The following is a 21783-nucleotide window of genomic DNA, read 5'->3' as shown; positions in this document are numbered from 1 at the left end:
CGATTCTTGATTTAGAATGACTAGATCTTTAAATCGCCGCCGCGTCTACAAACCAAGTCATTCTCGCTGAACCTAGCATCTCGAGGTTACTTGGGTATATTAGAATTGATAAGCCGCCGATAACTTATAGTTACGTCCTGGCTCGTAATCATCCAAAGTAATACCTCGGGCCGTCCCCGAACGAGATGCATGAGACGTATATAGCTCGTCAAAGACGTTATCGATACCAAATGTTACCGATAGACCATCGATGTCAGAAGGCACCCATTGTGCGTACAAGTTATGTACATCGTAGCTGTCTTTCTTAGGTTGACCATCAAACACATTGTCTTCTTCAAGAACAAACATTGAGTTCCAACCGAAGATGGTTTCTAGCGAATCAGATTGGTAATCCAACGTCAGCGAGATGCTGTCACCCATATCAATACTGCGACCATTGCCACCCGCGACAGGACCACCAGTATCTTTGTTCTCTGTATCTGATTTAGAGTATGACAGTTTGCTACCGAAGCTTTCATAACCATAGAAGGCACTTGCTTCGAAGCCCTTGATTTCCACATCACCCAAATTGTAAATAAGATAAGTTTTCGTAGTACGTTGGTACTCTTCAGCAATGTAGTTATCAATATCAGTTTGGAAGAAGGTTAAATTTGCACCAAATGAATGCGCATCCATGGTTTTGTCAAAGCGCACGCCACCTTGCGTGTTTTGCCCCGTTTCTGGTTTCAAACCATCTTGTAGGTAAGCCACATCTTGGTAAGCGATAAAGGTTTCCATTAATTCTGGACCTTTGAAGAGTGAACGAGAGCTTGCAAATAGCGTCCAGTCTTGTGTTATTGCCCACTCTGCTGCCAGTGCCCATGTCACTTCATCGTAATCGTTGTTACCTGTTTCTGCTTTGCGCTGGTAATCGTCAAAACGCAGCCCCGCTGTGATGGAGAGAGCATCAGAAATGAAGAATTGGTCTTCAACGAATAACGCTGTAGAGACCGCGGATTCATCCATGAACTTACTGCTGCCGTAGTAACTCTCCGAAGTCTTATCCATGTAATCAAGACCGTACGTCGCACGATGATCAAAATCACCCAATGTCAGCAGTGATTGGAATTTTGCACTCAAACCAAAGTTCTGGTTTTTCGCCGTGTTTTTCGACAAACGATTTGCCGGCCAACGCGGTGCCATTACGGATTCATCACGAACAATTTCAGTCTCGGTGTTGTAAAGTGTTACGTCACCTTGGTGTTGATCGCCGCGCAATTCATAACTAAGAGTGACAGTGTCACGATCATAATCAGTCGGAATCAATAAGTTGTTGGATAGACCATTGTTCGCGCCACCAGACATATCAGGTCGTGGGTTATAATCACCACTGTCACGGTACATGTCGTAAGAGATTTCAATGCGATGGATATCACCAAATTCGTACCCTAATTTCCCTAGGATATTGTAAACGTCACCTTCCGAGCCAAAGGTTTTATTTCCGTCACCATCTTTAAAGTCATCACGCGTCACATAGTGACCGTAGACCATAGCGTCCACGCTTTCAGACAACAGCCCATAAAGCGTTAAAGAGCCCTGTTGGTTATCATTAGACGCATAACCACCGTAAACACGCGCACCAAAGTTTTCATCGTAACGCAGCAGATCACGTGCATCTTTGGTTTCAAAGTACACCGCCCCACCAAGACCACTTTGAGTTACCGAGTTATTACCCACTTGGATATCCGCTGACTTCAAAATGTCCGGGTTAAGCGTAAGATTACCAATATGGTGGAACATGTTGGCGTGCTGAGAGGCTCCGTCCAAACGGATATCAAGGTCGGTTTCGCCAAGACCGCGAATCGTAATGCGTTGGTTGACAGAGTGCGTACCACCCACATCAACGCCCGGAATATCACGAAGTAAATCCGACATGTGATCGGCTTGCTTGAGCGACATATCGTCAGCAAACATTGATTCGGTGTTGCTGGATACTTTCGTCCCCCACACAACTACCTCTTCGAAGTGAGAGTCTTGATCTTGAGCTAAAGCTGGATGGGCAAGCGCCATCCCCACTGCTAGGCATAGGCTTGAGAGCTTAATTGGTGAGCGAACAGGGCTTTCCATAAACGTCTTCCTAAATATAAATGATAATAATTCTCACGCATGATAGGATCTCAATTCATAAATACAAAGACGAATCACTTATGCAAAATCGCATAGGTGTTATGAGGAAACGTCAAATGGCGGCAGAGACCAAAAAAAGAACTAAAATTGCCAAAGTAGCTCTCACCAAAAAGCTTGAGCAGACGGAAAAACAAATAATTGTTACGCAAGGTCAAAGCAGCCAAACTCAGCTTGCTGAAGGGAAATTTCTCTCCTACCAATACAACGACCAGATCTTTGTCCATGGCGGACGATGCATCGAATTAGTCGATTCCAATATAGTCTCTACTGCCCATTCAGCCCTACTGATTACTATCCTTCTTGAGGGAAAGCTATCTTTTGGCTATGACGATCTTCAATTCGACTTTGACGCTAACAAAGCACCACAAGGTGTGGTTGTTAACCTAGCAAAACCCGCTAACTTCCGCCGCTCACTGATTCAAAATAACAGAATGAATAAGATCAACATTCTTATTAAACCACCTTGGTTAGAATCGAGAATGGCGGGAAATTGTGGACACAAGCGCTTCATTGAAACTCACCAAGCTTTTTACACACTGGAGCTTAATGAGACGTTAATTGAGCTTGCACGATCTCTCACTCAACGTGAATCTCCGACAAATATGAAAGATCGTATAGAGGTCGAAAGCTTGATTTACCAAGTGCTTTCCCACTCAATCGGGCAAATGCCTGACGATTACTGCGCGGTATGTGAAAAACAGCATCGCTCCGCTGACACTCGCGTAGAAAATGTGGTCAGTTACATAGAAACACATCTCGATGAAGATTTAACCTTAGAACGTCTAGCAGAAGAGTTTTCAATGAGCGTTTCAAACCTCCAACGACGTTTCAAACAGGCTTTTAACATGACTATTAATGGTTACATCCGCCATCGCCGCTTAGAGATCGCTCGCCAGCATTTGGAACGCGGATTAGTGACTATCACAGAAGCGGCATACGAAGCGGGCTATCATCATCCATCAAACTTTACCAACGCCTTCAAGAAAGTGTTTGGTGTTCCACCACACGAGGTCGTAAACAGCCATTGATGGTATTCGTGTCAACGCCACAAAATAAATTTGCTCTCAAAGCTATTTGGGAAGACAAACACTTGGCGTTATACTCGCGAGAAAGGTTATCTGAAATACAGAGGTCATCATGAATATTGGTGCAGTTGCGAAACTAACGGGGTTGTCTTCTAAATCGATTCGTATGTATGAAGACAAAGGCATCATTTCGTCACCAGCTCGTAGCGATTCAGGTTATCGCGAATATTCTGACAAACACATCCAAGAGCTCAACCTTGTTTCCCGGGCAAAAAACGCGGGATTCTCACTGCAAGAATGCAAAGAATTTGTGCAACTGGCGCATAATCCAAATCGCAAAAGTAGCGAAGTGAAAGCGCGTACGATGGATAAACTTCATGAAGTGGAACAAAAAATCGCTCACTTGTTGGAAATTAAAAAGCAATTAGAAGGTTGGGTTTCATCTTGTCCGGGCGATGCCGAGAGCCGATGTCCAATCATTGATGAGCTCACCAAGTAAGCTCATCAACATTTCTATTTCGGTTTACAGGGCTATTGTTCTGGTTAAGTATGTTTTAACGTAATTCTGTTTTAGTAAATATCGCTTTAATGGTAAGTGCACATACGCTTGCCATTAAGCTCAATGATATTAAAAGGTGTCTCGTAGATATCTTCTAACGTGGACGCCTGAATTACCTCATCTACCTTGCCACTGGCAACCACTTTACCCTTCTTCAGAGCAAGGATCTCATCGGAATAACAAGCTGCAAAATTAATATCGTGGATCACCACAACCATAGCTTTATTCATATCGTGCGCAAGACGTTGAACGATTCTCATGATTTGTAGCGAATGCTTGATATCAAGGTTATTCAATGGTTCATCGAGGAAAACATAATCCGTATCTTGGGCTATCACCATCGCAATAAACGCCAACTGTCGTTGACCACCACTCAATTCATCTAAGAACTTATCTTGAATTTCTTTCAGATCTAAGTAGTCAATTGCTTGGTCGATAATCGCATGGTCATCTTTGGACAAGTTGCCTTTTGAATAAGGGAATCGCCCAAACGATACCAATTCTTTTACGGTAAAACGCATCGTAATCGTGTTAGCTTGACGTAATACCGCCAACTTTTTCGCAAGTTCTTTGGTGTCCCAATCTGCAATCTCTTTGCAGTCGATCATGACACTACCACCATCTCGCTCGGTCAATCGTGACGCCATGGACAGCAAGGTACTCTTTCCTGCTCCGTTTGGACCAATAATCGATGTCACCTTCCCTTTCTCAAATTGGGTATCCGCGCCATCAACCACTTTGTTGGAACCAAATGCTTTGGTTAATTTATCTATAACTATCATGTTTATACGACTTTGTTTTTCAGCAGTAGATACAAGAAGTAGATACCACCAATAAAGTTAATCACTACGCTCAGCGTCGTTTCAAATGAAAAGACGTTTTCTATAATCCATTGCCCCGACAATAAGGCACAAATTGCCATCAAAGAGCAACCTATTAACAAGGTACGATGCTGGTAAGAGCGGAACATTTCACGGCTCAAGTTTGTCACCAATAAGCCAAAGAACATGATTGGTCCGACTAAAGCCGTCGAAATAGCAATGAGAACCGCAGAGAGAATAAAGACATTGCGCGTCACTTTAGGGACATCAACCCCAAGACTCTTAGCATTGTCTTGGTCTAGCCAAAAAACATCTAAAGTACGATGCATGCGATACAACAACCAGCAAGCGATAAGCAATATTGGTGAACTGAGATACACCAAGTTCACCTTCACATTATTGAAACTCGCGTACAGTTTAGATTGCACAAACGCAAAAGTATTTGGGTCCATAAGAAGGGAAAAGAACACCGCAATGTTGTTAAACAACTGCCCAAAGATCAGCCCAACCAATAGCAAAGTGATGAGATTGCGCCCGCCTTTTGAAAAATAAAACCCAAACAGCAATAGCGAAAATCCCACCATGACCAGCACAGCAATCGAGAAGTTGATGTAGACATTCAGAACGAGAGCGCTTAAACCACCAAACAACAAAACAATCAGCACTTGCGTTAACACATACAACGCATCAAACCCCATGATGCTTGGAGTAAGAATCCGGTTGTGGGTAATGGTTTGGAACACCAACGAAGATTGAGCAATCGCAATACCCGCCAATACCATAGCTAACACTTTAGGCACACGTCGCGACAAAAAGTACTGGTAGTTATCTGCTGTTAAGCCAATACCAATAAACAAAAAAGCAAAAAGCAGCGCGACGGCTGCCAATAAGAACAGTTTCTTGGAATCACGCACTTTGCTTACCTCGCAACAACATCGCGATAAACACCACTCCGCCCAAGATGCTGATCACGATTGAAATCGGCATTTCATGAGGGAAGATGATCAATCGGCTAACCAAGTCACAAGCTAAAACAAGTATTGCCCCGTACATAGCGGTAAGCGGGATATTGCGTTTGAGATTATCACCGTAGAAGTAGCTGACTAAGTTTGGCACGATAAGCCCAAGAAATGGCAGTTGACCTACGATCATCACCACACTGGCTGACATTACCGACACCAAAAGTACGCCTAACGTCACCACTTGCTGATAGTTCAGCCCAAGGTTTACTGCAAAGTCTTTACCAATGCCAACCGCAGAAATGCGTGCCGCAAATAGGTAACTTAAAAGAGCGACGGGAACTGCAATATAAAGCAGCTCAAAATCACCACGCAAAATGTTTGCAAAGTTTGCGACGCTCCATGCTGACAGGCTTTGTAGTGCATCGTATTTGTAGGCAATGAAAGTAGTAACAGCGTCAACAACGTTACCAAAGATGATGCCCACGAGCGGCACAAACACGACGCTTTTGAATTGAATACGTTGAATGAACTGGACGAACATCAAGGTACCCAGGATAGAGACAGCAAAGACAAGCCAAAGCTGTTCGCCATTACCAAAAAACACCACACTCATTACGTAACCAAGCATGGCACACTCAATCGTGCCTGTTGTTGAAGGCGCGGCGAATCGGTTTTGGCTAATTTGCTGCATCACTAATCCAGCGATGCTTAGCCCTGCTCCCGCAAGAAGGATGGCAAATAAACGTGGAACCCGGCTAGTAAAGAAAAGCTCTAGTGCTTTTGCATCGCCCGAAAACAACTGTTGGGGTGTCATATTTGCCACCCCAACAAACAACGATGCAACGCTTAGAACAACAAGAACAAGCAATAACTTTTTCAAAGTTAACCTCAGCTAGCTTCGCTTACAGATCGATAGTGTGTTTAATTTCACTCACCATCTTTTCCGTTGCGGTCACGCCGGACATTGCTAAATACCATGCGTCAACATCTAGAAAAGTAATTTTCTTGTTCTTGTATGCCGAAGTCGCTTTAACCAAATCGTTATCCAGCGCTTTAGCGAGGTCATGATCAGACTTTGCGTGAAGTGAATTTCTATCAATAACTAGAATATTTTTCGGATTAGCTTCGCGAATAAACTCATAAGAGATTACGTCACCGTGCGTGCCTGTTTTGAGGTTCTTCACTGTTTCTGTAAAGCCAAAATCTGTGTAAATCGCCCCAAAACGAGATTTCGCACCAAATGCGCTGATGTTGTCACCAATACTTAGAATCGTAAGCGCATCATTATTATGAGCTTGGTTATAGTCATGAATTGCTTTGAATTGAGCGTCTAACTTCGTAATTTTTTGCTCGACCTTATCCTCGATATTGAAGATTTTGCCAATATTTCGCCATTGTGCTTTGGTCCCTTGCCAGTAATCTTCATTCTCGCCTGAAGCAAATACTACCGTTGGGGCAATTTCACTTAACTCATCGTATTTTGACGAACCGCGAGGACCAACCAAAATCAAATCTGGTTTTTGCATGTAGATGGTTTCGAAGTCTGGTTCGAACAGACTACCTGCCGATTTGTAATGAGCTTTACTGTACTTAGATAAGTACTTTGGAAGATGGGAGGCGTTCGATACCGCTACAGGGTCAATACCAAAACTGTCGAGTGTATCGAGTGGACCAAAGCCAATCACAACCACACGTTTTGGCGATTGTTCGACTTCTGTCGTTCCCATGTAGTGATCGATTTTGACGGTTGCAGCAAAAGCAGGTGAGATTGTTAGCAGCGAAACAAGAGCCGCACTGACGAGTTTTTCCATTATCCTAAGCCTTAAATGAGATCCATTATCATGCGCATTCGCAATATATCGTTACTCAATCAGGCATTCAACCGATTCTTTAATAACTTTATACCCAAGTAACCTCGAGATGCTAGGTTCAGCGAGAATGACTTGGTTTGTAGACGCGGCGGCGATTTAAAGGTTTAGTGGGTCTAAATCAACGAATTACACCTCACCAATATCGAATTTGAGACGGTAAGCGCAAAGTTATCAAATTAATATTTATCACTTTAATGAATGTTTATACTTCTTTTAAATGACTCACTAAAAAGGACTAGATAATGAAGAAGTTAGCATTGGTTTTATTTGTAGCAGCACAGCTAATGGCATGTACGGAAGTTGGCAGTGAAGCGTGGTGTAACGATATGAAAGAGAAACCAAAAGGCGATTGGACTGCTAACGAAGCTTCCGATTTTGCTAAGCACTGTGTTTTCTAATTTAGAAATAAGCGCTTATCGCTCTTAGTAAAAAGTGATCATGATGACCCACAACATTGTATTTCGGAATTCTAACGTTGTGGGTTATTCGTAAGCATCAAGAAATGTTTTTAGTGCCGCTTCATCGACAATCTCAAGCCCCTGCTCGCCTTTTCTGATCAAACCTTTGTCCATCAGATCTTTTACCGCTCGACGATAAACGCGTCCTGACGTGCCAAATCTTTCGGCTTCTTGGTTTACTTTGTCAAACCCACCCAACAAGGTGTTGGTCTGCTTTTGTACTAGCAAATCATAAGCAATGTTGTAAGTAATTGGGTGCAACAAGCGATTGGTATAGATATCCATTGAATCTTGATAATCCTCCGCCAAAGCAGAAGCAAAGAAAAACATCATGTCAGGTTGCTGATGCAATGCCTCAGTCAGTTTTTGGATGCAGATAATATCCACTTGCATATGTTCATCGGCGACGACGTTCCACTGACAAGGCGTTTGCGTGAAGTACTCCATTTCACCATAGATATGATAATCGCAATTGGCTTCACCCAATTGAAAACGACGACCGTTGACAGCAATAATACTCATTGAAACTCGACCGACTGGCACAACATACAGATATTGAAGCTGCTCGCCTTGGCGAAGGATCTCTTCACCAGAGTCAAAGTATCGACTGCCGATTTGGCATTGATAGATTAAGTCACGAAACTCGGCACTTTTCTGTTCTAGAAAGCTTTTGAAACGTCCGGTTGAGTAAGGGCTGATTTTCACGTGAGTTTCTCTTTAATGACAACAATCTCAAATAGATTGTACTCGCTAGAATCGTTTGATGACAGCCAATAAAAAAGCGACACCAAAGTGCCGCTTTAAAAATTAACTAAGCTGTGATCCAGTTAACTTTGCGCAATTAAGGCTTCAAGAGCAGCGTAAGACGCTAAACGCTCCCCTTCCATCATCACTTGCGCTTCGTCTACGTACTGTCCTACGCCTTCTTTCACATCCTGCTGATACAAAACCACATTGTTCAGAATGGAGGCAACATTCAGTCCACGCAAACGACCGACAGTAAACAGAGCCGAGGTCTCCATATCCGCACCGAGAATACCTTTCTTGTTCCAGTACTCACAGATCGCTTCTTCGTCGTCGGTGTAGAAGCTGTCATGGGAGCGAACCACACCTAAATGATAGTGCGCCTCTTTTTCGGCTAAATAGCTATCCAGCGCTTTCAGTAACGAAAAGCTTGCGTAAGCCGGATACGAAGAGCGAACGTATGCTTTCGAACCACCTTCGTCTCTTACTGCGCCTTCAGCCACTATCAACTCACCGAGTTGAATGCCTGATTGCATCGCACCAGCCGATCCCACACGAATCACGTCTGTCACACCACACTGTTTTAGCTCTTCCACCGCAATGATCATCGAAGGAGCGCCTATGCCTGTACTGCATACTGAGATTTGCTGACCTTGGTATGTGCCAGTGAATACTCTATATTCACGGTTTTCAGAGACCAATTCTGCGTTATCAAACAACGCGGCAATACGGTTTGCTCGATCTGGCTCACCACAGACGATCACTCGCGATGCTATCTGGGTGTTGTCTACGCCAATATGAGGTTGTTTCATCATTGGCTTAACCTTGCGCTGTCGCTTGAGTTAGGGTCTTATCACCATTGCGTTTCGCACTACGTGCCCATTCTCTTGTGCCGTTTGCTGCGATGAACATTAGAATCGCGTATTGAACCGACATTGCGTACACGCCTTGTGTTGCGTAAATACCAACGCTGATGATGTTGATTACGACCCAAAGAATCCAGTTCTCAACGTACTTACGTGTCATTAAGATTTGCGCCACGATAGACAGAACGGTCATAGTTGCATCCCAGAATGGGAAAGCATCTGGCTCCAACACAGGTTCAGACAAACCTGCACCGAACACATTTAACGTATCAACGGCAATGTTAGCCAACGCGAAAAAGAATGGGTCGATATAGATGGTTAACAGCGCAATCGCAACAATGCTTACTGAACCTGTCGCGATGAGCTTCTGCTTGCTTAACCAGCGCACCTCTAGTGTCTCACCTTGTGCATTTGGTCTTGTCCACGCATACCAACCATAAATGTTGGCGCAGAAGAAGAACAATTGAAGCAGAAGCAATCCGTAAAGCTGAATCTGGAAAAAGATAACGGCGAAAAGTGTTACGTTCAGCAAACCGAACAAGTAGTTGATGGTTTTTTCTTGGCTCGCAAACCAAATACAAAGCAGACCGAAAACCGTACCAAAAGCTTCGATCCAACTCATCGCATAGCCACCACCAATAGGAATATTAACAAGGGTGTTATTGATGTCTAACAGGGCAAATAGGTCCATGAAGATGTCCTTTATTATTGTGCTTGGGATGTGCTCATCTTATTGCCTCGCAGCAAACAAAAAGGAGGACATTTGTCCTCCCTTCGATGTACCCGATCATAAATCAGATCAATACTTGCTTTAAAGTGCCTGAAGCACACTTATTCCTTCGTCACTATTTAGGATTCATGTCCTAAGTAACGCTTCTTGAAAGATGATGCCGCAGCAAATAGTGCTGTAGCTATGAACGTAAATGCGATACCCAATAAGTAAATGAATTCTTCATTGGCAAGCAACTCATAAACACTCAAAGAAAACACGAATAAGACTAAGAGAATATTGATACGGTGAAACCACGGTCTCTTAACTGAATGCAGTGCGTATCTCTTGACGAACATAAAAATTTTCCATTTGCTACAATAATTTATAAATCTATTTATAGACCCTTTTAATAATAAGCTTTTTGGAATATTTCTACACGAAATCTTTTACTTTACGCGCAAAAAATCACATTTTGTTGGGCTTATTGTTCAAAAGGCGTGGGGTTGCTTCCTAAATCCTTATAAAAAGCACCTTCAATAAAAGTATAGGTCTATAACTTATTGAGAATGAATAAATTTTGAGCTAAGAGAGACGCTTCACACTTTTACGTTCAATCAGTGTCGGCTCTAATTGCACAACCTGAGCTTCGTCAGACTTATCATCCAATTTACGCAACAATGTCTCTACAGCAGCTTGTCCAAGACGGTACTTAGGCTGATGAATAGTGGTGAGGGATGGCGACATAAACTTAGCGATGTGGATATCGTCATAACCAATGATAGAAAGCTGCTCAGGTACTTGAATACCCAACTCATTTGCCGCGTTAATTGCGCCCATGGCCATCATGTCGTTGGAAACAAAAATAGAACTTGGTAACGGACCACGTTCCGCCATTTTTTTGAAGGCTTGATAACCACCTTCGCATTCAAAGTCCGATTCAACAATCCAGTTGGCGTTGAACTCAAGCTCTGCTTCGATCATCGCGCGTTTGTAGCCTTCGTAACGCATTTGCGCTTGATGCTTAATTAATGGTCCAGTGATACAACCAATCTCTTTGTGACCACAATCGATAAGGTATTTGGCTGCCAAGTAACCACCACGAAGTGAGTTATCTTGGATCTTATCGCTTGTGAACAGCATTGGTCCCCAATCCATCACTACAACTGGAATATCAGGGTAACGTTCAAATACATCAATGCGCTCCCCTTCTAACGATGAACACATTAGAATCAGACCATCAACTCGCTTTTGTAGCAACGTATTGATGGAATCACGCATGCGTTCGTTATCGCCTTCAGTGTTACACAGGATCAGGCTATAGCCTTTATGGTAGCAACTGCGCTCAACACCTTTTACGACTTCACCGAAAAATGGGTTGGTTGAGGTAGTCACCAGCATACCAATGGTTTTGGTGCGATTGACTTTGAGGCTACGCGCCAAAGCTGAAGGCGCGTAGTAATTGAGCTCTTTGGCAGCGTTGTTGACTCGTTCCGAGATCTCTTCGCTGACAAAGCGAGTTTTGTTAATAACATGGCTCACAGTTGAGGTGGAAACCCCTGCCAGTTTTGCGATGTCTTTCATCGTTGCCATGTTATTACTCCTTAATTAGTTTTTAACCAGAAACTCCTCAACCTCTTTTCGGGTTGGAATGGAGGTTTGCGCGCCAAAGCGAGTTACTGAGATCGCTGCTGCTGCGTGGGCAAACTTAATCGCTGATTCTAAAGGTAAGTCTTCCAATAAACCAGTGACTAATGCCCCATTAAACGTATCGCCCGCCGCTGTGGTATCTGTTGCTTCTACGCGGAAACCAGGAATGATTTCACCGCGGCCGTTTTGACTCAACCACACCCCTTTCGCACCGAGCGTGATCATGACGATTTCAATGCCTTTCGAATGCAGGATGTTTGCCGCTTCTTGTGCGCTGTCATCGTCCGTTACCGTCACACCTGTTAGTACTTCCGCTTCCGTTTCATTTGGTGTGATGACATCAATGCAAGACAGTAACTCATCAGACAATTCACGCGCTGGCGCTGGGTTCAGAATGACGTTGGTTTTGGCATCTTTCGCGATTCGCGCAGCTTTCTCGATGCCGCACATTGGCGTTTCTAGTTGCATCAACAAGTAATCAGCCTGACGAATGCGCTCTAGATCTGGCTCAATCGCCTCTGCAGTCAGCTTGGCGTTGGCTTCTGCGGAGATACAAATGCTGTTCTCGCCGCTGTCCGCCACTTGAATCATGGCAATGCCCGTTGGGCAGTTCGGCTGCATTTTCACGCCTGCAATATCGATGCCATCCATTTTGAAGTTCTCACGAATGTTGATGCCGAATGAATCATCACCCACACACGCAATAAAACCGATATCTGCGTTTAATCGAGCTGCCGCAACAGCTTGGTTGGCACCCTTGCCACCTGGGATAACTTGATAGTTGCGACCATGCAGCGTCTCGCCTGGACGAGGGAAAGAAGGCACTTGAAGAACATGGTCAGCGTTTACACTACCTAACACCACTAACTTATTCATACGGTTATCCTCGGTTCTGAATGAACCCTTTATATTTGAACAGGAGTAATAGGTTTACGCTCTTTGAAAAAACGTAAGCGTATTACGATTCAAATAGATTCAGTTTTCTAACGTACCATTTTGTTGTTTGGAATGACCCAACACATTCATTGGGTCACTCCATTATCTTCAACAAAGAAGAATCACTGAGTTGGGAGTTAAACTTACTTAGTCACGACTTTAAGCGGAACAGGAATGTACTCCTCAACCTTCTCACCTTTCAATACTTTGTCGGCCGTTTCTACACCCAAAGCACCAATAAGATCTGGCTGCTGCGCGATAGTTGCTGCTAGCTTGCCACGGTTAACTGCTGCAATGCCGTCGTCAGTGCCGTCGAAGCCAACGATGAGTACATCTTTACCAGACGCTTGAACTGCGCGAAGCGCACCCAGTGCCATCTCATCGTTCTGAGCAAATACTGCTTGAACGTCAGGGTTCGCTGCAAGCAAGTTTTCCATTACGTTCAGACCTTTAGTACGGTCAAAATCAGCAGGTTGGCTTGCTAGTAGCTCCATGTTGCTGCCCTTCACTGCTGTCATGAAGCCTTCACCACGCTCACGCGCCGCAGACGTACCGGCAATACCTTCTAGCTGGATAACTTTCGCTTTCTCACCTACTTTTTCCATGATGTAGTGACCAGCCATTTCGCCACCAACTACGTTGTCAGAAGCGATGTGGCTCACTACGTCACCACGGCTTGCACCACGGTCTAGTGTCAACACAGGGATCTTAGAACGGTTCGCCATACGAATTGCGTTTGACACAGCGTCTGAATCTGTTGGGTTAATCAGAATCGCTTTTACGCCACGAATCGTTAGGTCTTCGATGTTTGACAGTTCTTTACTCGGGTCATTTTGCGAGTCCAGTACAATCAAGTCGTATCCCAGTTCTTTCGCTTTCGCTTCTGCACCGTCTTTCATCGTTACGAAGAACGGGTTATTCAATGTAGAAACTACAATCGCCATTGTATCTTGAGCGTGCGCCGCTACCGATACGGTTGAAGAAAGAAGTGCAGCAGAGATAAGAGTTGCGAGTTTTTTCATCGTTCTAGTCCTTTGTGTAGGGTGAGCCAGCACACGTCCTCTGGCTCGGTTTGTATTCAGGATGTAATGGAGCTCTTTATTTTAAATATCAATTACTTGTTTTTGTTGTCTACCAGTACTGCTAGCAAGATAACCACTGCTTTCGCAATCATTTGGTAGTAAGAAGAAACATCGAGTAGGTTCAGCGCGTTGTTTAGGAAGCCGATGATCAGAGCACCAATCAATGTTCCCATTATGCGACCTTTACCACCCATCAAGCTGGTACCGCCAAGAACAACCGCTGCGATAGCGTCTAGCTCGTAGCCCATACCCGCTGTTGGTTGTGCCGAAGACAGACGAGACGTCACGATAATGCCAGCAAGCGCTGCCAACATACCGCAGATGGCGTATACACCAATTTTTACACGGTCAACGTTGATACCAGAAAGGCGCGTTGCTGATTCGTTGCCGCCAAGTGCGTACACATAGCGACCAAAACGAGTGTGGTTCAGTAGGTACCAAGCTGCCGCAAAGACAATCACCATCAACCAAACTGGAACCGGGATACCAAGTGCGTAACCTGTGCCAAACCATGCAAATGCATCTGCTGTGTCAGTAAAGCCCGTAGAGATAGGACGACCGTCGGTGTAAACCATGGTTACGCCGCGTAGTAACGTCATGGTAACCAGTGTTGCGATAAAGGCTTGAACCTTACCTTTGGCAATGATGATACCGCTGATCGCCCCCAAAGCAGCACCAGCGAACAATGCAGTCGGAACTGCGATAAGCACAGGCACTTCTAATGCAATCATGCTCGCGGCAAACGCACCACATAGTGCGAGTACAGAACCTACGCTTAGGTCGATGCCTGCGGTCAGGATAACCAACGTCATACCTACCGCGATGATTGCGTTAACTGAGGTTTGACGAAGGATATTAAGAATATTGTCTACCGTAAAAAAGTTCGGGTTCAAAAATGACACGACAACAATCAAAAATAACAGTGCAATCAGTGACTTTTGTTCAATCAGCCACTCTTTAGTGAACAGCTTCTTGCTGCCCGTTTCGTTTGGTTTGCTCATGGTATTAGTACTCATGCTGCTTCCTCATTGATCTTCTTGCCTACGGCACAAGCGAGTAGTGTTTCTTGGTCGGCGTCTTTCGCTTCAAATTCGCCCGTGATTCGACCTTCGTGCATCACCATGATGCGGTCACTCATGCCTAGCACTTCAGGCATCTCAGAAGAAACCAAGATGATGCTCATGCCATCGGCTTTAAATTTGTTGATTAGCTGGTAGATTTCTTTCTTCGCACCCACGTCGACGCCGCGAGTTGGCTCATCCAGAATCAGAACTTTGGGTTTGGTCATCAGCCCTTTTGCGATTGCCACTTTCTGCTGGTTACCACCAGACAGGTTGCCAATGATTTGGTCTCGGGTTGGCGTTTTGATGTTGAACAGTTTGATGAAGTCTTCTACCGCCACGACTTCTTCGCCATGTTGGATTTGGAAGCCTTTGGTAAGTTTATCCAATGCACACAGAGACATGTTCTCCTTCACGGATAAGCCAAGCACCAAGCCATCGCCTTTACGGTCTTCAGAGATGTAAGCAATACCATTCGCCAAGCCATCTTGTGGGCTAACCGGGTTAATGGTCTTATTGTCTAAGTTGATGACGCCACGCTCACTTGGTAGCGCGCCGTAAATCACCTTCATCAACTCTGTACGCCCCGCGCCCATCAAGCCTGACACACCAAGGATTTCACCACGTTGAAGCGTGAAGCTAATGTCATGAACACCCGAGCCCGTCAAACCAATCACTTCAAGACAAACATCACCATGCGTCACATCGATACGCGGGTATTGCTCTTCCAACTTACGACCAACCATCATTTCGATGAGTCCATCTTCGTTGGTGTCTTTAACTTGGCATTCGCCAATGAACTTGCCGTCACGTAACACAGTAATGTCATCACAGATTTCGAAGATTTCTTTCAGACGGTGTGAGATGTAAACGATGCCGCAACCTTGGTCGCGAAGTTCGTTAATCACTTTAAACAGCGATTCCGTCTCTTTGTCGGTCAACGCATCCGTTGGTTCATCCATGATGATGACTTTGGATTCGAAAGACAGCGCTTTGGCAATCTCCACCATTTGCTGCTCACCAAGACTTAAATCACCAAGCAATGTTTTTGAAGAGTGCTTTACGTTAAGGCGTTGAAGCAACTTATCTGCTTCTTCGTACATTCTGCTCCACTGAATACGTCCCATCGTGCCGGTAAATTCACGACCTAAATAGATGTTTTCAGCAATCGTCAGCTCAGGGATCAAGTTCAATTCTTGGTGAATGATACTGATGCCCGCTTCTTGAGAATCACGCGGACCTTTAAACGCCGCTGGCTGACCTTGATATTTGATGCTTCCTGCATCCATGTGGTAGATGCCTGTAAGCACTTTCATCAAGGTCGACTTACCTGCCCCGTTCTCGCCCATCAGCGCCATCACTCGACCCGGGTATACATTAAGGCTGGCTTTATCCAACGCCTTAACACCCGGGAAGGCTTTCTCAATGTCGCTTAGTTGTAGAATGGCTTGAGTCATAATTTGTCCTCAATTAGTTGTGGCTTAAAACACCACGCCAGCTTGGAAAATCACGTTCGCATACGGTGTGCACTCGCCTGTTCTAACAACAGCGCGGCTTTGTTCTGTACGAACTTTAAAATCTTCATGCGATACATAGTTAATCGCGATTTGCTTACCTGTTTGCTCACTCTCTTTGGTTAGTTCAGAGATCAGCGCATCGTGGTGAACTGGGCTAACTGTTGCGAATTCTTCAGCAATGATGACCCCTTCAATTTGGGACTCAGACAGAATCACGCGAACGGTATCAAGGAAACCAGGTACGCCATGAGTCAACGCTAAATCAATACGTTGTACATGATCAGGAATTGGCAAGCCCGCGTCACAAATGGTGATTTCGTCGGTATGACCCAGCGTCGCCACCAAGTAAGAAATTTCTGAGTTAATTAGGGTACTTTTTTTCATCTCATCGACCTTTCGGTTACACGTTCATACAACTGTGAGTGTCTCTCTTGGACTAATTTCTATATTGACAAAACACTCATCGAAACGTTTCGATGCAATAATAGAACGCCAAGGAGAATTGACCAGTCGCAGATCGATAAGGTGTGAGAATGATCCGTAATTGAGTGCTAACTGATTAAAAAAAAGATATTGAGGTCACACTTCGCCATCGAAACGTTTCGATGACATCTATTGAACGGGAGAGAGACTTCCATTCAATCGGTATTAATCTGAATTCATAAGTCGGACGAATGAGTTGAAGATCTTTTCGCTGGAATAAATCTGTTCAATTTATGAGACGGTGACACCTGTGAACATGAAAAAACCTCACACAGCATCACAAATATCGGAAACCTGACTGACTTTCGAAAAACACACACTTACAATTTCCTCGAATACAAGGAAAGTATCATCATCCGTTCGATACCTCAGGTAGGCACCAATAGGTAATACTCTCAGGTTAGAAGCGTTTGTAGGGACACAAACGGAAAGTAAGAAATACATGAAATTAAGCAACAGAGTCGTTTTGCTTGTCGCCCCTGTCATTCTAATTAGCGCACTGGTGTCGAGTTACATCATCTATAGCATTCAAAAAGTCACGCTAATCAAAAGGGAAGACAGCTATATCCAGCTGCAAATGGAAAAGCTCGCTGGACAGTTTCGCCAAGCCAACATTTTTCTCAACAGTTATGCCTATACCTTGGGTAAAAGCGAGGTACTGCAAGATTATTTTGTAAATCATGATAACCGCTATCGTGAGAGGCAACTGTTCAAACGTTTAGATGAAACCATAGAGGTGCTCAGCCACGGGTACCGAGGGGATGCCAACATGGCGATCCTCGATGGTAGACAAGACCTTCTCTACTACACCGAAAATCAATATTACGAATCAAATGGTCGAGTGGACCCTAAGATCCTTGAGTATGTCGACAAAAGCTATAAAGCCAATGGGGATGTCAGCCATACCGGTTTTATTTACAACAGCAGCGGGCAAAGCATTCTATTGCAATATGAGTTGTTTGATAAACGTACCGGAGAACCCCCGTTAAGCTTTGACCCACAAAACGTTTTCTTTGTTATCGTGTCTGTGTCACTCGAAGCGTTCAATGACATCAAACATGAGATCGAATTTGATACGCACAGCGTGATTACCTTTTCTGACAAGCCGATTATCTTAGATATTCCCCTCGCCCAGACGATTGAACTTCTACCCCATTTCTATGCCATTTTATCGCCAGCAGAATATCTGATGTGGAATAAGGTCGATAAGGTCTGGCTAGAACTGGCATTGTCGTTTGGCATTGCCTCGTTTTGTACCATCACATTAATTGTCTTGGTGCTGTATCGTTACGTACTTAGCCCGGTATCCCACTTAGACAAACAGCTTAGAGAAATTGAGTCCAACAAGCGTGCTAACATTGAAAAACTAGACACTGATGACGAGATTGGACGCCTTTCTTCTCGCTTCTTTGATATGTATGAAGAGCTGAACAACGTCTACCACAAGACCAAGCGTTTGGCAGAAACCGACCACTTAACTCAACTTGCTAATCGTCATCGCTTCCATGAACTTGCAAGCCGTGAACTGGCGGATCCTTCAGATCAGCTTTGGGTAATTTATATTGACCTAGATAACTTCAAATACGTCAACGACAAATACGGTCACGAACTGGGCGATAAGTTGCTGCAAGTCTTCTCCAGACACATCAAAAATGCGTGTCAGAAGTTCACTCAACAATACAATAGCCCATGTTTCGGTGCGCGTTTGTCCGGTGATGAGTTCGCAATCTTACTCAGTTCTAATCAAGAGAATAGCGACATACCCGATCTGTTTGCCGCGGAGTTGCTAAAGCCAATTAACAACTTAACTCAGTCAGCGAAAAACTCATTTCCAGTAACAGCCAGCGTGGGTATCGCTCAATACCCAACAGACGGTGGTGATATCGCCAAGCTCTTATCGAGTGCAGACGCAGCAATGTACCAAGCTAAGCGTGCTGGTAAAAACCAATACGCTTACTATTCTGCAGCACTCAATATCGAGGCTCAACGTCGTAGCCAAATTGAACGCGCATTGCGCAAAGCTAACGTTGAAGAAGAGTTTCATCTTGTTTTCCAACCATACATGAACAGTAATGCCAACGAGATAGAAGGCTTGGAAGTCCTATTACGTTGGGAAGCTGAAGGGATCGGTTCAGTACCACCAAAAGAGTTCATTCCTATTGCTGAACAAACCGGTTTGTTCGAAAAGATTGACCGCTGGGTATTCGCGAATGCCATGGCGGAATACCACCAGCTCAAAAATATCTTTGGGAAAGACATTATTTTGTCCATCAACTTATCGTCTGCAGAACTGAACTCACTGTCTATGGCGGAATTCATCCATGATAAAGCATCACAAAATGGTGTTCCTGCGCATTGTATTGAGCTAGAAATTACCGAAACTTTTGCGTCTGATAAACAAGGTACAGCCCTACTCGATGAGCTATCGAGACTAGGTTACAAACTGGCAATAGACGACTTTGGTTCTGGTTATACTTCTTTGACGCAGTTAGTGCAGTACCCGGTACAGAAAATCAAATTTGACCGAGAGTTTTTGTTAACCCTGATGAACACCGATAATGGGCATGTCATCAAACCAATTATAGAACTGTGTCATGCACAGAATAAGACCGTTACGGCTGAGGGCATTGAGCATAACGTGATGCACGAGTGGCTTTCTTCTTACCGCTGCGACTTTATGCAGGGCTATTTGTTTGGTAAGCCAATGAACAAAGAGCAACTCGATCATTGGTGGAAATCTGCAAACGATCAGCCGTTCAAGAGCACGCACATCGCTTAGTGGGTGAAGCGAATCTTCAAGAAAAAAGCAGCATTCTAAGTGCTGCTTTTTCGTCTTATTACGGCTTGCAAAAGTTTGCCGAACCTATTTTCAATTACATGCGTTTCAGCATATTCAGAGTAATGTTTGCAGAATTGTCTGCAGTTGCCTTCTTCAGGTCTGAGTAAACAACATCTGCTGAGCCATCCGCTTTATCAGAGATCGTGCGAATCACTACGTAAGGTACATTGAAAGCGTCTGCGACTTGACCTAGCGCTGCGCCTTCCATTTCTACCGCCATCGCGTTGTATTCTTGGTAAATGCTGGTTACCTTCACTTTGCTCGCAATGAACTGGTCACCTGATGCGATAATGCCTCGATAAACACTCTCTTTCCCAAGTGTGTCAACGGCGGCATCGAATGCATACTTTTGCAGTGTTTTATCGGCGTAGAAGTAACGCTCTTCATAATCAGGCAGCAAGCCTTTCGGCATGTTAAATGCGGTTAGGTCCACATCGTGTTGCACCAAACGCGTAGAGACGACCACGTCTAGCGGATCCAATTTCGGATCACTTGCGCCCGCAATACCTGTAAAAATAAGTTGGTCAACACCGAAAGATTCAATCAGAAGGGTTGTCGTCATCGCTGCATTGACTTTACCAACACCCGATTGAGTCACAACGACCGTTTTTCCCTCTAACTCACCCATATAAAAGCGATGGCTACCGATTTTCTTTACTTGTTGATTTTGGATTTTTGGTAATAGCGCTTCAACTTCAACATCCATCGCACCAACGATACCGATGGTAGAACCTGCAACGGAAGGAAGTGAGTACGCAGCAAGCATGAGAGCAAGAGATTTCTTCAACATGGGAGTCCTGAAATGTAATACATGTCACCAAAGTGTGACGCGACGCAGATTATACAACACATCCCAAACCGAGCAATCGTTTGCATTGGTCAATGCATACTGATTGGCTAAGAAATTCTCAATTAATGAGAAAGACTTAGCCATTTTTGGTTTTCATTGAAGAAGCGACACGCTCTTTTGCGCTAACGGTTGGCATAAAATAGTCACACGCTGGACGTTTTGCATCAGTTGGATTCCCCCATGCACCGCAAATATCTGCGCTACCTTTTTGACGAGTAAACTGGCGGCATTGCCCGCATCGATAGTTCATCACTCTTCCTTGAGTTCGTTGATCTGATTAAGCCTGTTAAGCGAAGTCTCACTTTGAGTCGAGGGCTTTTTCTACCGCTGCTTTCGCGTGGATTTCAGTTGTGTCATAAAGCTTGACGTCAGTGTGCTGAGATTCAACTAACATCGCGATTTCAGTACAACCCAGAATGACTGCTTCAGCCCCCTGTTCCACGAGTTTCTCAATAATGGTGAGGTAGTGTTGGCGCGAATCATCACGCACTTCGCCTTTACACAATTCGTTGTAGATAACGTCATGAACAATCGTCTGGTCATCTGAACTGGGTACGACGACATCAACACCAAATTTATCGATAAGTCGCTGCTTATAGAAGTCTTGTTCCATGGTAAAACGCGTACCAAGTAAACCAACCTTCTTAATGCCATCCACCACCAGCTGCTCTGCGGTCGCATCGGCAATATGAACAAGCGGTACATTAACAGCCTGCTGAATTTGGCCTGCGACTTTGTGCATCGTGTTTGTACAAATCAAAATAAAATCTGCACCGCCCGCTTCCACTGATTTTGCTGCCTGCGCGAGAATGATTGCAGTATCATCCCAACGGCCTTGGTGTTGCAGCGTTTCAATTTCGGCGAAATCGACGCTGTACAAGCAGACTTTACCTGAATGCAAACCACCTAAGCGCGCTTTCACTTCTCGGTTAATAATTTGGTAATAGTTTGCGGTAGACTCCCATGACATGCCACCAATCAGACCTATCGTTTTCATTTTCTTCCTTGTATATTTAGCTTTTGTTCAACTTTTACAGAAACTAGCATAACTTACTGAAAGAAAGGTTTATTTTTGATCAATGTTTTATACCCAAGTAACCTCGAGATGCTAGGTTCAGCGAGAATGACTTGGTTTGTAGACGCGGCGACGATTTAAAGATCTAGTCACTCTAAATCAAGAATCG

General features: G+C 44.4%; 22 protein-coding genes. 4 read left to right on the top strand and 18 right to left on the bottom strand.

Features of this window, described 5'->3' with window-relative positions; translation table 11 throughout:
• Positions 1 to 99 precede the first annotated feature (99 nt).
• The gene (locus tag MHO32_RS23770; protein WP_045487382.1) at positions 100 to 2106 is read right to left on the bottom strand and encodes a TonB-dependent siderophore receptor; all 2007 of its coding nucleotides are present in this window, start codon (positions 2104 to 2106) and stop codon (positions 100 to 102) included.
• A 116-nt stretch (positions 2107 to 2222) separates the two neighbouring features.
• On the opposite strand from MHO32_RS23770, the gene MHO32_RS23765 reads away from it, so the two are divergent.
• Both MHO32_RS23765 and cueR read left to right on the top strand, forming a co-directional pair.
• Positions 2223 to 3194 carry a helix-turn-helix domain-containing protein gene (locus MHO32_RS23765; protein ID WP_005452232.1) on the top strand — a complete coding sequence of 324 codons (972 nt, stop codon included), beginning with the start codon at positions 2223 to 2225 and terminating at the stop codon, positions 3192 to 3194.
• Positions 3195 to 3303: 109 nt separating this feature from the next.
• Positions 3304 to 3690, top strand: coding sequence for a Cu(I)-responsive transcriptional regulator (cueR, locus tag MHO32_RS23760; protein WP_005437780.1), 387 nt, complete (start codon positions 3304 to 3306; stop codon positions 3688 to 3690).
• Between the two features lie 86 nt (positions 3691 to 3776).
• On the opposite strand, the gene vctC is transcribed toward cueR, so the two are convergent.
• Genes vctC through MHO32_RS23740 form a run of 4 tightly spaced genes read right to left on the bottom strand, consistent with a single transcriptional unit; the run spans position 3777 to position 7344 of the window.
• Positions 3777 to 4532 carry an iron chelate ABC transporter ATP-binding protein VctC gene (vctC, locus tag MHO32_RS23755; protein ID WP_047516118.1) on the bottom strand — a complete coding sequence of 252 codons (756 nt, stop codon included), beginning with the start codon at positions 4530 to 4532 and terminating at the stop codon, positions 3777 to 3779.
• A 2-nt stretch (positions 4533 to 4534) separates the two neighbouring features.
• The gene (vctG, locus tag MHO32_RS23750; RefSeq protein ID WP_009696071.1) at positions 4535 to 5485 is read right to left on the bottom strand and encodes an iron chelate uptake ABC transporter permease subunit VctG; all 951 of its coding nucleotides are present in this window, start codon (positions 5483 to 5485) and stop codon (positions 4535 to 4537) included.
• A complete protein-coding gene (gene vctD, locus MHO32_RS23745) occupies positions 5478 to 6413 on the bottom strand; it encodes an iron chelate uptake ABC transporter permease subunit VctD (protein ID WP_020197540.1) in 936 nt (311 codons plus the stop codon). Before vctD ends, vctG begins: the two co-directional genes overlap by 8 nt.
• A 22-nt stretch (positions 6414 to 6435) precedes the next feature.
• Positions 6436 to 7344 (bottom strand): siderophore ABC transporter substrate-binding protein, encoded by a 909-nt coding sequence (locus tag MHO32_RS23740; protein ID WP_009703143.1) that lies wholly within the window; start codon positions 7342 to 7344, stop codon positions 6436 to 6438.
• A gap of 302 nt (positions 7345 to 7646) precedes the next feature.
• On the opposite strand from MHO32_RS23740, the gene MHO32_RS23735 reads away from it, so the two are divergent.
• Positions 7647 to 7802, top strand: a complete 156-nt coding sequence (locus MHO32_RS23735; RefSeq protein ID WP_005452237.1) for a DUF3012 domain-containing protein — start codon at positions 7647 to 7649, stop codon at positions 7800 to 7802.
• An 84-nt stretch (positions 7803 to 7886) separates the two neighbouring features.
• On the opposite strand, the gene MHO32_RS23730 is transcribed toward MHO32_RS23735, so the two are convergent.
• The 10 genes from MHO32_RS23730 to rbsD all read right to left on the bottom strand — a co-directional run bounded on the left by MHO32_RS23730 (position 7887) and on the right by rbsD (position 16811).
• Positions 7887 to 8567: a Crp/Fnr family transcriptional regulator gene (locus tag MHO32_RS23730; protein WP_005452238.1), complete on the bottom strand. Its 681-nt coding sequence runs from the start codon at positions 8565 to 8567 to the stop codon at positions 7887 to 7889.
• A 122-nt stretch (positions 8568 to 8689) separates the two neighbouring features.
• Complete coding sequence (locus MHO32_RS23725; RefSeq protein ID WP_017190705.1) at positions 8690 to 9421, bottom strand: nucleoside phosphorylase; 732 nt, start codon at positions 9419 to 9421, stop codon at positions 8690 to 8692.
• Between the two features lie 4 nt (positions 9422 to 9425).
• On the bottom strand, positions 9426 to 10163 hold the full coding sequence (gene pnuC / locus MHO32_RS23720; protein WP_005452241.1) for a nicotinamide riboside transporter PnuC: 738 nt from the start codon (positions 10161 to 10163) through the stop codon (positions 9426 to 9428).
• Between the two features lie 158 nt (positions 10164 to 10321).
• Positions 10322 to 10540, bottom strand: a complete 219-nt coding sequence (locus MHO32_RS23715) for a hypothetical protein (RefSeq protein WP_005452242.1) — start codon at positions 10538 to 10540, stop codon at positions 10322 to 10324.
• Between the two features lie 226 nt (positions 10541 to 10766).
• Positions 10767 to 11774: a substrate-binding domain-containing protein gene (locus MHO32_RS23710; RefSeq protein ID WP_005452243.1), complete on the bottom strand. Its 1008-nt coding sequence runs from the start codon at positions 11772 to 11774 to the stop codon at positions 10767 to 10769.
• A gap of 15 nt (positions 11775 to 11789) precedes the next feature.
• Positions 11790 to 12707 (bottom strand): ribokinase, encoded by a 918-nt coding sequence (gene rbsK / locus MHO32_RS23705; protein WP_005452244.1) that lies wholly within the window; start codon positions 12705 to 12707, stop codon positions 11790 to 11792.
• Between the two features lie 203 nt (positions 12708 to 12910).
• On the bottom strand, positions 12911 to 13789 hold the full coding sequence (gene rbsB, locus MHO32_RS23700) for a ribose ABC transporter substrate-binding protein RbsB (RefSeq protein ID WP_005452246.1): 879 nt from the start codon (positions 13787 to 13789) through the stop codon (positions 12911 to 12913).
• Between the two features lie 92 nt (positions 13790 to 13881).
• Positions 13882 to 14865: a ribose ABC transporter permease gene (gene rbsC, locus MHO32_RS23695; RefSeq protein WP_005452248.1), complete on the bottom strand. Its 984-nt coding sequence runs from the start codon at positions 14863 to 14865 to the stop codon at positions 13882 to 13884.
• Complete coding sequence (gene rbsA / locus MHO32_RS23690; RefSeq protein WP_239214521.1) at positions 14862 to 16367, bottom strand: ribose ABC transporter ATP-binding protein RbsA; 1506 nt, start codon at positions 16365 to 16367, stop codon at positions 14862 to 14864. The genes rbsC and rbsA overlap by 4 nt, the downstream gene beginning before the upstream one ends.
• 24 nt (positions 16368 to 16391) lie before the next feature.
• Positions 16392 to 16811 (bottom strand): D-ribose pyranase, encoded by a 420-nt coding sequence (gene rbsD / locus MHO32_RS23685; RefSeq protein ID WP_009696124.1) that lies wholly within the window; start codon positions 16809 to 16811, stop codon positions 16392 to 16394.
• Positions 16812 to 17352: 541 nt separating this feature from the next.
• On the opposite strand from rbsD, the gene MHO32_RS23680 reads away from it, so the two are divergent.
• Positions 17353 to 19689 carry a putative bifunctional diguanylate cyclase/phosphodiesterase gene (locus MHO32_RS23680; protein WP_047516149.1) on the top strand — a complete coding sequence of 779 codons (2337 nt, stop codon included), beginning with the start codon at positions 17353 to 17355 and terminating at the stop codon, positions 19687 to 19689.
• A gap of 94 nt (positions 19690 to 19783) precedes the next feature.
• On the opposite strand, the gene MHO32_RS23675 is transcribed toward MHO32_RS23680, so the two are convergent.
• The 3 genes from MHO32_RS23675 to MHO32_RS23665 all read right to left on the bottom strand — a co-directional run bounded on the left by MHO32_RS23675 (position 19784) and on the right by MHO32_RS23665 (position 21596).
• Positions 19784 to 20539 (bottom strand): 5'-methylthioadenosine/adenosylhomocysteine nucleosidase, encoded by a 756-nt coding sequence (locus tag MHO32_RS23675; RefSeq protein WP_239214518.1) that lies wholly within the window; start codon positions 20537 to 20539, stop codon positions 19784 to 19786.
• Positions 20540 to 20675: 136 nt separating this feature from the next.
• Positions 20676 to 20849 (bottom strand): hypothetical protein, encoded by a 174-nt coding sequence (locus MHO32_RS23670; protein WP_162860695.1) that lies wholly within the window; start codon positions 20847 to 20849, stop codon positions 20676 to 20678.
• Positions 20850 to 20897: 48 nt separating this feature from the next.
• Positions 20898 to 21596, bottom strand: a complete 699-nt coding sequence (locus MHO32_RS23665; RefSeq protein WP_239214515.1) for an aspartate/glutamate racemase family protein — start codon at positions 21594 to 21596, stop codon at positions 20898 to 20900.
• Positions 21597 to 21783: the final 187 nt, after the last annotated feature.

It is taken from the genome of Vibrio sp. MMH1-50 (assembly GCF_022347645.1).
In the GTDB taxonomy this organism is placed as follows: domain Bacteria; phylum Pseudomonadota; class Gammaproteobacteria; order Enterobacterales; family Vibrionaceae; genus Vibrio; species Vibrio harveyi.
The sequence above is the reverse complement of the archived record's forward strand: the minus strand, read 5'-3'. Positions and strand labels throughout refer to the sequence as shown.

What these genes read in the sequence shown, in the direction of transcription:
- MHO32_RS23710 (WP_005452243.1), bottom strand. Translation starts at nt 11,774, where the DNA reads ATGGCAACGATGAAAGACATCGCAAAACTGGCAGGGGTTTCCACCTCA.
- rbsD (WP_009696124.1), bottom strand. Translation starts at nt 16,811, where the DNA reads ATGAAAAAAAGTACCCTAATTAACTCAGAAATTTCTTACTTGGTGGCG.
- MHO32_RS23740 (WP_009703143.1), bottom strand. Translation starts at nt 7,344, where the DNA reads ATGGAAAAACTCGTCAGTGCGGCTCTTGTTTCGCTGCTAACAATCTCA.
- rbsB (WP_005452246.1), bottom strand. Translation starts at nt 13,789, where the DNA reads ATGAAAAAACTCGCAACTCTTATCTCTGCTGCACTTCTTTCTTCAACC.
- pnuC (WP_005452241.1), bottom strand. Translation starts at nt 10,163, where the DNA reads ATGGACCTATTTGCCCTGTTAGACATCAATAACACCCTTGTTAATATT.
- MHO32_RS23735 (WP_005452237.1), top strand. Translation starts at nt 7,647, where the DNA reads ATGAAGAAGTTAGCATTGGTTTTATTTGTAGCAGCACAGCTAATGGCA.
- cueR (WP_005437780.1), top strand. Translation starts at nt 3,304, where the DNA reads ATGAATATTGGTGCAGTTGCGAAACTAACGGGGTTGTCTTCTAAATCG.
- rbsK (WP_005452244.1), bottom strand. Translation starts at nt 12,707, where the DNA reads ATGAATAAGTTAGTGGTGTTAGGTAGTGTAAACGCTGACCATGTTCTT.
- MHO32_RS23670 (WP_162860695.1), bottom strand. Translation starts at nt 20,849, where the DNA reads ATGAACTATCGATGCGGGCAATGCCGCCAGTTTACTCGTCAAAAAGGT.
- rbsC (WP_005452248.1), bottom strand. Translation starts at nt 14,865, where the DNA reads ATGAGTACTAATACCATGAGCAAACCAAACGAAACGGGCAGCAAGAAG.
- MHO32_RS23765 (WP_005452232.1), top strand. Translation starts at nt 2,223, where the DNA reads ATGGCGGCAGAGACCAAAAAAAGAACTAAAATTGCCAAAGTAGCTCTC.
- MHO32_RS23675 (WP_239214518.1), bottom strand. Translation starts at nt 20,539, where the DNA reads ATGTTGAAGAAATCTCTTGCTCTCATGCTTGCTGCGTACTCACTTCCT.
- vctC (WP_047516118.1), bottom strand. Translation starts at nt 4,532, where the DNA reads ATGATAGTTATAGATAAATTAACCAAAGCATTTGGTTCCAACAAAGTG.
- MHO32_RS23665 (WP_239214515.1), bottom strand. Translation starts at nt 21,596, where the DNA reads ATGAAAACGATAGGTCTGATTGGTGGCATGTCATGGGAGTCTACCGCA.
- MHO32_RS23680 (WP_047516149.1), top strand. Translation starts at nt 17,353, where the DNA reads ATGAAATTAAGCAACAGAGTCGTTTTGCTTGTCGCCCCTGTCATTCTA.
- rbsA (WP_239214521.1), bottom strand. Translation starts at nt 16,367, where the DNA reads ATGACTCAAGCCATTCTACAACTAAGCGACATTGAGAAAGCCTTCCCG.
- MHO32_RS23725 (WP_017190705.1), bottom strand. Translation starts at nt 9,421, where the DNA reads ATGATGAAACAACCTCATATTGGCGTAGACAACACCCAGATAGCATCG.
- MHO32_RS23715 (WP_005452242.1), bottom strand. Translation starts at nt 10,540, where the DNA reads ATGTTCGTCAAGAGATACGCACTGCATTCAGTTAAGAGACCGTGGTTT.
- MHO32_RS23770 (WP_045487382.1), bottom strand. Translation starts at nt 2,106, where the DNA reads ATGGAAAGCCCTGTTCGCTCACCAATTAAGCTCTCAAGCCTATGCCTA.